Genomic DNA, 10,160 nt, shown 5'->3' on the forward strand with positions numbered 1-10,160 from the left:
GCTACTGCTCTTCCTTCGCGGTCTTCGTGATCGACTGGGCGACCTGCCCGGGCGACTTGGACCCGGCGATGAGCGCGGCGACGCTGTCGTTGACCTCCTGGCCGACGGCGGGCGCGTACGCCTGGTCGAGGTAGAGCTGGAAGCCGGTGGCCGCCTTCAACTGAGCCTGAACGGCCTTGATGTTGGGGTCGGCGATGGCGCTCTCGGCCGCGGCGACCACGGGCAGTACACCGGTCTTCTCGACCAGTTCCAGGTCGGTGGCCTCGGACGCGAAGAACTCGAGGAAGTCGACGGCCGCCTGGGGGGCGCCCCGGCGCAGTGCGTGCCCGCCGCCTCCGCCGAACACCTCGGTGATGGCGCCCTTGCCGCCCTCGACCGCGGGGAACGGGAAGAAGCCGAGGTCCTTGCCGAGACCCTTGCCCGCGTCGGCCTGCACCGTGGGCGCCCACTGGCCCATGAGCTCCATCGCCGCCTTGCCGTTGCCGACGGCGGCTGCCTGCCCGGTGGGCGTGGAGTACGCGGCGCCGAGGAACCCCTTCTGGAACGGCTGGAGGGCGACGAGTTCCTCCAGGTGCTCGCCGGCCTCGACGAAAGGGGTGCCGGTGAAGTCCTTGTCCTCGTAGGCCTTCTGGAGCGCCTCCGCGCCGGCGGTGCGCATCGCCAGGTAGGCCCAGTAGTACATGCCGGGCCACTTCTCCTTGCCGGCCAGTGCCAGCGGGGTGACCTTGGCGGCCTCTAGCTTGCGTACGGCGTCGAGGAAGCCGTCCCAGGTGGTCGGCGGCTCGGCGATACCGGCCTTCTTGAAGAGCGCCTTGTTGTACCAGAAGCCGATCATGCCGATGTCGAACGGGATGCCGTAGGCCTGGCCGTCGAACAGGTACGGCTCTCTGGCGACCGGCAGCAGGGCGTCGCCCCACGGCTTGGTCCGGTCCGTGAGGTTCTCGACGAGCCCGGCGTCCACCTGTTGCTTCAGTACGCCGCCGCCCCAGGTGTGGAAGATGTCGGGCAGCTTCCCGGAGGCGGTCAGTGCCGTCATCTTCGACTTGTAGGCGTCGTTCTCCATCTGGACGATCTTTATCTTGACCTTGGGGTTCTGCGCCTCGAACTTCCGGGCGAGGGCGGCCCAGACGGTCTTGGACGGCTCGGTGGTGGAGATGTTCCACCATTCGATCGTGGTCGTCCCCGACGACCCTCCGTCCGAGTCCCCGCCGCATGCGGTCAGTGCCGTCATCCCCAGACCGGCCGCGGCGGAGGCCGCCAGGAAGCCGCGGCGGGACAGTGCCGGGTCGCCCATCATGCGCTCCTCGAAAGTTTCGAACTGGATTCAGAAAGCTTCGCTGCTGCCGCACCCTAGAGACAGCGGGTAAACGGTGGCAACCCCTTGTACACAGCGAATCTGTCGTCAGGCCGAGGGACAAGCAGCGGTGGCGAAACATTCGACTTGATGGACGAACGTTACGAAGTCGACTCGGGTGCGGTCACAGAGGGTGCCCACCAGCGGGCCGCCCACCGGCAACGATTCCGCCCGCGGGCAGAGCTGTCCCAGGCCCTTTCAGCTGGCGTTTTCACCCCCGCGACCGCCCCGGCCGCCAGTCTCGACGGAAGCGTGTCGCGTACAGCCCCCTCGTTCACGACCCAATGCATCACGCTCCGCTTACGCTGATCGCGCTGTCCCGTGATGGCCGGAACCACGCCGAGCCCGCATATCGGGAGCACGTCGATGGCCACCACCGAACACCCGACCCCGAGCCGTCCGGAGCCGGTTCCACCCGGCTGCGCGCCCGGATGCCGGAGGACCTGTCCGGCATGGGCACGCCCGGACGGCGTGGAGATCGGTGCCTGCTTCGTCGCCGGCGTCATCCTGCTCTCGCTGCTGTCACGGCCGGCCCGGGCCTTCGAGCTGCGCGTGACCAGCGTGAGGCTGGACGACATGACGGAGCGTTTCGTCCGGGACATGGCCAGCCGCCGGATGCGGTTCATCGCCAACGCGCCCGACCGGCTCGACATCCCCGGGTACCGCGGCAGGATCGAGCAGATCCGGCACGACAGCGACGTACCCGGTCGGGGGGACTTCGTCTGCGTCGAGGTGACGGTCATCGACCCGTCCGAGTCCGAGGCGGGCCTGGCCTGCGCGGCGAGGTGCTGCACGGCCGCCACCGCGTCCTGACCCCGGAGTCGCCCTCCATCCCCCAACGCCCCGGCCGCGCTGCTGTGGTCCGTCCGCGACTCGTCGGGCTGCGCCCCGCACATCTGCTTCGAGTGGACCGAGGACGGACCGTTCGCCAACTTCCTGCGCGGCTTCCTGTTCGGCCAGGGCGAGGTCGCCCCGGTGACCCGCGAGGTCCTGCGCGAAGCGGAGCCGGACCGAAGCGGCGCCCCAGGGTGCACGTGGGCCGAGTCAGGCCGTCACGCGCCTCCGGCCGAAGCCCCTGCGCGGCGGGCGCACCACGACCTGCCCGTGGTGGATCTCGCCCGAGATCCGTTTCCGCAGCAGGACAGGTGCTTCGACCGGCCGACGCGCCTTGATCCCGGAGTAGTTCACCACCAGGCCGCCGGTGTCCACCACGACACCCGGCCAGGTCATCAGCCTCAGGGAACCGGCGCGCAGGTCCAGATCGATGTCCAGGGTGTCGTGTGTGATCACCGCGTCGGTGAAGTCGAGCGTCACCTCTCCCCACGCCGAGCGGATCTCCAGCCGCCGCGGCACCACCCAGCCCTCGTCCCGCCGGGTCGAGGCCCCCTCCTGCCGGATCCGGACCACCTCCTCGGCCTCGGCCTCGGCCCCGGCCACGGCCACGGCGGGCAGATCCTCCGTCAGCACGGCGAGCTCGCCCACCGTCCGGGCGGACAGCGCGACCTCGAGCCGCTCCCGGAGCTCCTCCAGGGTGAGCCGCCCGTCGCCCGCCGCGACGCGCAGCACATCCACGGCCCGGTCCCGGTCGGCGTGCGACGCCCTCACCTCGGGCGATCCACCGGTCCGCGCGATCTCCGCCGCCATCACTGCACCCCGATCCCCGGGCACGGCACCCGGCCACCCGGCCACCCGGCCACCCGTCGAAGACTAACGCTATATCGCGTTATACCCAACTGTCGGCCCGCATCCGCCGTTCCCTTCCCCCGGCCCTATCGTGACCGGCATGCAGTCCTACACGATCGGCCAGGCAGCACGACTGCTCGGCGTGAGCCCGGACACCGCCCGCCGCTGGGCGGACGCGGGCCGCATCACGACCCACCGCGACGAGACCGGGCGACGGCTCATCGACGGGCGGGATCTGGCCGCCTTCTCGGTCGGGCTCGCCCGGTCCGGCGCCGCCGAGGAGGACACCCCCTACACCTCTGCCCGCAACGCCTTCCCCGGTATCGTCACCGCGATCAAACTCGGCGACGTCGCCGCCCAGGTCGAGATCCAGGCCGGTCCGCACCGGCTCGTCTCCCTGCTCACCCGCGAGGCGGTGGAGGAACTGGGACTGGAGGTCGGCATGGAGGCGACGGCCCGCGTGAAGTCGACCAACGTCCACATCGACCGCGTCTGAGCCCGGGTGACCGCGGGGCGACGCGGGCACGGGCATACCCGGCGCCCCGCCCCAGCCGGTCTACCGTGCACCCATGAGCCTGAGCATCCGCAACCAGCTCCCCGGCACCGTCACCGCCGTCACCCCGGGCGAGGCCGTGGCGACGGTCAGGGTCCGCCTCGCCGGCGGACAGGACCTCACCGCTGCGATCACCCGTGAGTCCGCGGAGGACCTCCTTCTCGCGCCCGGCACCGCCGTGCGGGCCCTGATGAAGTCGACGGAGGTCTCCCTGGCCACCGCGCCGATCGAGGGCCTGTCGATCCGCAACCAGTTCCCCGGAACGGTCACGGACATCGCGGCCGGCGACGCGATGGCGTCGGTCCGCGTCACGGTCGAGGGCGGCGAACTGACCGCCGCGATCACCAGGGACGCGGCGGAGCACCTGGCCCTGTCGCCCGGGATCCCCGTCGTCGCCCTGATCAAGGCGACCGAGGTGTCACTCGCCACCGCATGACGAGAGGGGCCCCGCACGAGCGGAGCCCCTCTGCGACCGGTCGGCCGATCAGTCCTCGTACGCGTCCAGCGGCGGGCAGGAGCACACCAGGTTCCGGTCGCCGAAGGCCTGGTCGATACGGCGCACCGGCGGCCAGTACTTGTCGGCGGCCGCCACCCCGGCCGGGAAGACGGCGTCCTCACGGCTGTAGGCGTGCTCCCACTCACCGGCCAGCGCACCGGCCGTGTGCGGGGCGCCGCGCAGTGGGTTGTCCTCCGCGGGCCACTCGCCGGAGCCGACCTTCTCGATCTCCGCGCGGATGGCGATCATCGCCTCGCAGAACCGGTCCAGCTCGGCCAGATCCTCCGACTCGGTCGGCTCGATCATCAGCGTCCCGGCCACCGGGAACGACATGGTCGGCGCGTGGAAGCCGTAGTCGATCAGCCGCTTGGCGACATCGTCGACGCTCACGCCGGTCGCCTTCGTCAGGGGCCGCAGGTCGATGATGCACTCGTGCGCGACGAGCCCGCCGGGGCCGGTGTAGAGCACCGGGTAGTGCGGCTCCAGCCGCTTGGCGATGTAGTTGGCGCTGAGCACGGCCACCTGCGTGGCCCTCTTCAGCCCCTCGCCGCCCATCAGCCGGACGTACGCCCACGAGATGGGCAGGATGCCGGCGGAGCCCCACGGCGCCGCGGAGATGGGCCCGACACCCGTCTCCGGACCCGCCTCGGGCTGCAGCGGATGGTTCGGCAGGTAGGGCGCGAGGTGCTCGCGGACCGCCACCGGGCCGACACCGGGACCGCCTCCGCCGTGCGGGATGCAGAAGGTCTTGTGCAGGTTCAGGTGCGAGACGTCACCGCCGAAGTGCCCCGGCTTGGCGAGCCCGACGAGCGCGTTGAGGTTGGCCCCGTCGACGTAGACCTGCCCGCCCGCCTCGTGCACCTGCGCACAGATCTCGGCGACGTGCTCCTCGAACACACCGTGGGTGGACGGGTACGTGATCATCAGCACCGCGAGCTCGTCCCGGTGCTGCTCGATCTTCGCCCGCAGGTCCTCGACGTCGATCTCGCCGTCCTCGGCGGTCCTCACGACGACGACCTTCATGCCCGCCATCACCGCGCTGGCGGCGTTGGTGCCGTGCGCGGACGATGGGATCAGACACACGGTGCGCTGCGCGTCCCCGTTGGCCCGGTGGTAGCCGCGGACGGCGAGCAGACCGGCCAGCTCACCCTGCGACCCGGCGTTCGGCTGGAGGGACACCTTGTCGTAGCCGGTGACCTCGGCGAGCCGGTCCTCCAGCTCGTGGATGAGGGTGAGGTAGCCCCCGGCCTGCTCGGCGGGCGCGAAGGGGTGCAGCTGCCCGAACTCGGGCCAGGTGACCGGCTCCATCTCGGTGGTCGCGTTGAGCTTCATGGTGCAGGAGCCCAGCGGGATCATGCCGCGGTCGAGCGCGTAGTCCCGGTCGGCCAGCCGGCGCAGGTAACGCAGCATGGCCGTCTCGGAGCGGTGCTGGTGGAAGACGGGGTGCGTCAGGTACTCGTCGGTCCGCAGCAGCGCCTGCGGAAGCCCGTCCTCCGTGGCGGCGTCAAGCGCCTCGACGACGCCCTCGACACCGAAGGCGGCCCATACGGCACGCAGCTGGGCGCGTGTCGTGGTCTCGTCGCAGGCGATCGAGAGATGGTCGGCGTCGACGAGACGCAGGTTGACCCCGTTGTCCCGCGCGGCGGCCACGATCCCGGCGGCCCGCCCCTCGGCGCGCACGGTCACGGTGTCGAAGTAGGCCCCGTGCACGACCTCGGCACCGCCGCTCGCGAGCCCGGCGGCGAGGACGGTGGCGTACCGGTGGGTGCGCCGCGCGATGCCCTTCAGGCCCTCCGGACCGTGGTAGACGGCGTACATGCCGGCCATGACGGCGAGCAGCACCTGCGCGGTGCAGATGTTGCTGGTGGCCTTCTCACGGCGGATGTGCTGTTCACGCGTCTGCAGCGCCAGCCGGTAGGCCTTGTTCCCGTCGGCGTCCACGGACACGCCGACGAGCCGCCCGGGCAGGCTGCGCGCCATCTTGTCCTGGACCGCCATGTAACCGGCGTGCGGTCCGCCGAAGCCCATGGGCACGCCGAAGCGCTGCGTCGTCCCGACGGCGATGTCCGCCCCGAGCTCACCGGGCGACTTCAGCAGCGTCAGCGCCAGCAGGTCGGCGGCGACGGTGACGAGCGCCCCGAGCTGGTGCGCCTGGTCGATGACCGGCTTGATGTCCCGCACGGCACCGGAGGCGCCCGGGTACTGGAGCAGCACACCGTTGATCTCGCGCTCGGCGATCTCGGCGGGGATGCCCTGACCGAGGTCGGCCACGACGACCTCGACGCCGGCCGGCTCGGCGCGGGTCTGGATGACGGCGATGGTCTGCGGCAGCGTGTCCGCGTCGACCAGGAAAAGGCCCTTCTTGTTCTTGCCCAGACGCCGCGACAGCGCCATGGCCTCGGCGGCCGCGGTGCCCTCGTCGAGCAGGGAGGCACCCGAGGTCGGCAGTCCGGTCAGGTCGGCGACCATGGTCTGGAAGTTGAGCAGCGCCTCCAGCCGGCCCTGCGAGATCTCCGGCTGGTACGGCGTGTAGGCCGTGTACCAGGACGGGTTCTCCATGACGTTGCGCATGATGACCGGCGGCGTGAACGTGCCGTGGTAGCCGAGGCCGATCATGGAGCCGAGGACCTGGTTGCGGTCGGCGAGGGAGCGCAGCTCGGCGATCACCTCGGCCTCACTGCGGGCGCCCGGCAGGTCCAGCGCCTCGGCGCTCTTGATCACGGCCGGGACCGCGGCGGCCGTGAGCTCGTCCAGCGAGCCATAGCCGACCTGGGCGAGCATCTTGGCGCAGGCCTCGTGGTCGGGGCCGATGTGGCGCTGCTCGAAGGGGACTGCCTCTTCGAGCTCGGAGAGCGGAATGCGGTGGGCGGTCATTACGGAGGCCTCCTGGTCGACACGACCTTCGAGGGGCACCACGGCGCGGGTACCCGGACGGCCTCCCCCTCTGTCATCTCAACCTGAGAGCTTCACCGGATCGCCCGAAGGCCTCCGGTTTTCACCGTCGGTGAGAGCGGAAGCCGTCGACACCCGCCCTGCTTTCCAGAGTGACCTCGTCCGTGCGGTACGTGAGCCTGAGAGATTCCGGGGAGGATTTGCTCCTTCGGCGCCTCCGGTGGCGTCCGGAGGACTCTCCCGCACGGGGTCAACAGCCGCTGCCAGCGTACCAGCGAGGTCAACGCACGAACCTTCGAGTGGCCGCATCCCCGCTTGTACCGTTTTGTAGTGTTTACGGATGAGGTGCGACCATGTGGAGGGCCCGTGCGAACCGATATCGATCCGCGCAACCTGATCGGCCGCAAGGCGTTCGACCGCAACGGGGCCAGGATCGGCACCATCGACGAGGTCTACCTGGACGACGCCACCGGCGAACCGGAGTGGGCGGCCATACGGACCGGCCTGTTCAGCAGGGACGCCTTCGTCCCCCTGGAGCCCAGTGAACTGCTCGAGGGCGCCCTCCACGTCCCCTTCGACCGCTCTCTGATCAAGGACGCACCCGACTTCGGCGTGGGCCGCCACCTCTCCCCCGAGCAGGAACTGCAGCTCTACCACCACTACGGCCTCGATGTCGCCGCCCCACCCCCGCTCCCGGACCACGACTTCGGCAAGCTGGCGGGCACCGACGAGACGGCCTGAGAGCCCGCCCCGGGCGCTCCGTTTCCCCCTTCGGTCCCTCGTAACACCAACGGCAGCGGATCCGCCGCCTGCAGATCGGGATCGTCGACCCGGAAGGTCCGCACGCGTCCTGGCTCCGAGGAGGGCGTCTCGAACCGCACGGTGACCCGCCCCAGGCCGCTGCCCTGCACCCATCCGTGCCCGAACTCGGTGTGCCGCACGTCGTACCCGGCCGGCCACCGCCGCTCGGCGAGCGACGGCTGCTCCTCGGCCTTCGCCTCGGCGTGCTCCTCGACCGGGCCCTCCGCGACCGCCCGCTCCCCCGCCGCCTGCGCGAACAGATCCTCCTGCGTGTAGTCGGCGAGCCCGCTGACGCCCACCCCGAGGAGCCGCACCCCGCCGGTCGTGTCGACCGAGTCCAGCAGTCTGGCCGCCGCCTCACGGATCACCGCGGGATCGTCCGTGGGTCCGCGCAGCGTCTCGGAGCGGGTGAGCGTCGAGAAGTCGTACCGCCGCACCTTCAGCACGATGGTCCGCCCGGACAGCCCCGCCCCGCGCAGCCGCCGCACGCACCGCTCGGCGAGCCGCTGCACCTCCAGCCCGACCCGCGTCCGGTCGTGGATGTCGACGTCATAGGTGTCCTCGACCGACACCGACTTCGTCTCGCGCTCCGCCACCACGGGCCGGTCGTCCCGCGCCAGGGCCATGGCGTAGAGACCGTGCCCGTGCGCCTTCCCCAGCAGCCGGACCAGCTCGTCCTCGCCCGCCTCGGCGATCTCCTCGACCGTGGTGATCCCGGCCCGTCGCAGATGGTCACCCGTCGCCGGCCCCACTCCCGGCAGCGTCCGCACCGACATCGGCCCGAGCATCGCCCGCTCGGTCCCCGGCTCGATCACCACCAGCCCGTCCGGCTTGGCCGCCTCCGAGGCGATCTTCGCGAGCATCTTGGAAGCGGCCAGCCCCACCGACCCGGTGAGCCCCGTGACGGCCCGGATGCCGGCGCGCAGCTTCACCCCGGCCAGCCGCGCCGACCGCTCGTCCCAGGCCACTCCCCCGGCCTCCAGATCCACGAACGCCTCATCCAGGCTCAGCGGCTCCACCAGCGGCGACAGCGCATGCAGCAGCTCCATCACCCGCTCGCTGATCGACCGGTAGAAATGGAAGCGCGGCACGAGATAGGCGGCGTTCGGCGCGAGCCGCCGGGCCTGCCCCATGGGCATCGCCGAATGCACCCCGAAGACCCGCGCCTCGTATGACGCGGTCGCCACCACACCTCGCGGCCCGAGCCCGCCCACGATCACGGCCCTCCCCCGCAGACTCGGCTTGGACGCCTGCTCCACCGAGGCGAAGAAGGCATCCATGTCGAGATGCAGGATCGTGGGCGCGGTTCTCACATCTCCGATGCTGCCCTACGCCACTGACAACGCCCCGCGCAGCCACCCTGAACGCCCCACTAGCAACCGCTTACCACCCGGCGCGGAAACGTCCCGCCTGGTGCGACCGCGGGCGCCCTGCGCTGCCCGACGGGTCAGCCGGCCCGATTCCGCCGACGCGCCAGCTCGTCCGCCGGGTTGGGCCCGACCAGGGTCTCGCCGGTGTCGATCCGCTCACCGTGCAGCTGGGACAGTGCACTCTCGACGTCCCGCCACACCACTCCCACGGCGATCCCGAACACACCCTGACCGCCCTGGAGCAAGGCATGGACCTCGTCGGGTGAGGTGCACTCGTAGACCGTCGCGCCGTCGCTCATCAGCGTCATACGCTCCAGGTCGCTGAAACCGCGTTCCCTGAGGTGCTGGACGGCCGTGCGGATGTTCTGCAGCGAGACCCCGGTGTCGAGGAACCGCTTGACGATCTTCAGGACGACCACGTCCCGGAAGCTGTACAGCCGCTGCGTCCCGGACCCGTAGGCGGGGCGCACGCTCGGCTCGACGAGCCCCGTGCGCGCCCAGTAGTCCAACTGCCGGTAGGTGATGCCGGCCGCCGCACAGGCCGTGGGGCCGCGATAGCCGATCTGCTCGGACGCCATCGACGTCGTCCCTCCGCTGCTCGGCACCGCTGTCGGTCGCTGCGGAGCGTGATCTGCCGCGCCACCGGGCTGGGGGCATCCCGCGCCCGGGAGGGGCCGTGAGCCGGGGGGAGGGTACGGACCGCTCACCCTGAGACTGCGCTCGGGGCCGCCCCCAGCCGTACCGCCGCCGCTGCTTCTCACGCCGACCTCCGTCCTTGACCTGCCTTCTCGACGGTAGGCAGTCACCAGGGGTGCGTCAACGATCGCCACACTCGCCACGCCGAGTGATAATCACCCTGAGAGTGGTTTCCCGTGCCCCACCGCGGGGAAAGGCTAGCCGAATGTCTTCGGCGCGAGCCGTGTGACGCTCTCATACGCCACCGGCACATGCGGGCATTTCACCCGTCACACATACGGCGGGCGGCCCGGCGGACCACAACGTCCGCCGGGC

The 10,160-nt window shown here is 71.0% G+C and carries 8 protein-coding genes, 1 pseudogene and 1 riboswitch; of the genes and pseudogenes, 4 read left to right on the forward strand and 5 right to left on the reverse strand.

The annotated features are described in order from the left end of the window. Window position 1: 1 nt before the first annotated feature. Window positions 2–1,294, reverse strand: coding sequence for an extracellular solute-binding protein (locus ACFU3E_RS27890; RefSeq protein ID WP_384163911.1), 1,293 nt, complete (start codon window positions 1,292–1,294; stop codon window positions 2–4). Between the two features lie 519 nt (window positions 1,295–1,813). On the opposite strand from ACFU3E_RS27890, the pseudogene ACFU3E_RS27895 reads away from it, so the two are divergent. Continuing rightward, a pseudogene (locus ACFU3E_RS27895) lies at window positions 1,814–2,394 on the forward strand (amino acid transporter); the annotation flags it as partial. A gap of 4 nt (window positions 2,395–2,398) precedes the next feature. On the opposite strand, the gene ACFU3E_RS27900 reads toward ACFU3E_RS27895, so the two are convergent. Next, on the reverse strand, window positions 2,399–2,998 hold the full coding sequence (locus tag ACFU3E_RS27900) for a DUF1707 domain-containing protein (protein WP_384163882.1): 600 nt from the start codon (window positions 2,996–2,998) through the stop codon (window positions 2,399–2,401). A 139-nt stretch (window positions 2,999–3,137) separates the two neighbouring features. On the opposite strand from ACFU3E_RS27900, the gene ACFU3E_RS27905 reads away from it, so the two are divergent. Further along, the gene (locus ACFU3E_RS27905) at window positions 3,138–3,533 is read left to right on the forward strand and encodes a molybdopterin-binding protein (RefSeq protein WP_384163885.1); all 396 of its coding nucleotides are present in this window, start codon (window positions 3,138–3,140) and stop codon (window positions 3,531–3,533) included. A gap of 73 nt (window positions 3,534–3,606) precedes the next feature. Then, on the forward strand, window positions 3,607–4,026 hold the full coding sequence (locus ACFU3E_RS27910; protein WP_384163888.1) for a molybdopterin-binding protein: 420 nt from the start codon (window positions 3,607–3,609) through the stop codon (window positions 4,024–4,026). A 48-nt stretch (window positions 4,027–4,074) separates the two neighbouring features. Here ACFU3E_RS27910 and gcvP read toward each other — a convergent pair whose 3' ends face one another. Continuing rightward, window positions 4,075–6,960: an aminomethyl-transferring glycine dehydrogenase gene (gene gcvP, locus ACFU3E_RS27915; RefSeq protein ID WP_384163890.1), complete on the reverse strand. Its 2,886-nt coding sequence runs from the start codon at window positions 6,958–6,960 to the stop codon at window positions 4,075–4,077. Between the two features lie 175 nt (window positions 6,961–7,135). Next, window positions 7,136–7,231: riboswitch (glycine riboswitch) on the reverse strand. Between the two features lie 113 nt (window positions 7,232–7,344). Between gcvP and ACFU3E_RS27920 the strand changes: the two genes are divergently transcribed. Then, a complete protein-coding gene (locus ACFU3E_RS27920; protein WP_384163893.1) occupies window positions 7,345–7,719 on the forward strand; it encodes a PRC-barrel domain-containing protein in 375 nt (124 codons plus the stop codon). Here the strand turns inward: ACFU3E_RS27920 and ACFU3E_RS27925 are convergent. Together ACFU3E_RS27925 and ACFU3E_RS27930 are read right to left on the reverse strand one after the other, a co-directional pair. After that, entirely contained in the window at window positions 7,638–9,092 is a 1,455-nt protein-coding gene (locus ACFU3E_RS27925; RefSeq protein ID WP_384163896.1) for a DNA polymerase IV, read from the reverse strand. The genes ACFU3E_RS27920 and ACFU3E_RS27925 overlap by 82 nt on opposite strands. A 134-nt stretch (window positions 9,093–9,226) precedes the next feature. Further along, window positions 9,227–9,910 carry a MerR family transcriptional regulator gene (locus tag ACFU3E_RS27930; RefSeq protein WP_384163899.1) on the reverse strand — a complete coding sequence of 228 codons (684 nt, stop codon included), beginning with the start codon at window positions 9,908–9,910 and terminating at the stop codon, window positions 9,227–9,229. Window positions 9,911–10,160 lie beyond the last annotated feature (250 nt).

Source organism: Streptomyces sp. NPDC057424, from assembly GCF_042803315.1.
GTDB lineage: Bacteria > Actinomycetota > Actinomycetes > Streptomycetales > Streptomycetaceae > Streptomyces.

Excerpts from the sequence above, each read along its gene's own strand:
- ACFU3E_RS27890 (WP_384163911.1), bottom strand. The coding sequence starts at position 1,294 with ATGGGCGACCCGGCACTGTCCCGCCGCGGCTTCCTGGCGGCCTCCGCC.
- ACFU3E_RS27900 (WP_384163882.1), bottom strand. The coding sequence starts at position 2,998 with ATGGCGGCGGAGATCGCGCGGACCGGTGGATCGCCCGAGGTGAGGGCG.
- ACFU3E_RS27905 (WP_384163885.1), top strand. The coding sequence starts at position 3,138 with ATGCAGTCCTACACGATCGGCCAGGCAGCACGACTGCTCGGCGTGAGC.
- ACFU3E_RS27910 (WP_384163888.1), top strand. The coding sequence starts at position 3,607 with ATGAGCCTGAGCATCCGCAACCAGCTCCCCGGCACCGTCACCGCCGTC.
- gcvP (WP_384163890.1), bottom strand. The coding sequence starts at position 6,960 with ATGACCGCCCACCGCATTCCGCTCTCCGAGCTCGAAGAGGCAGTCCCC.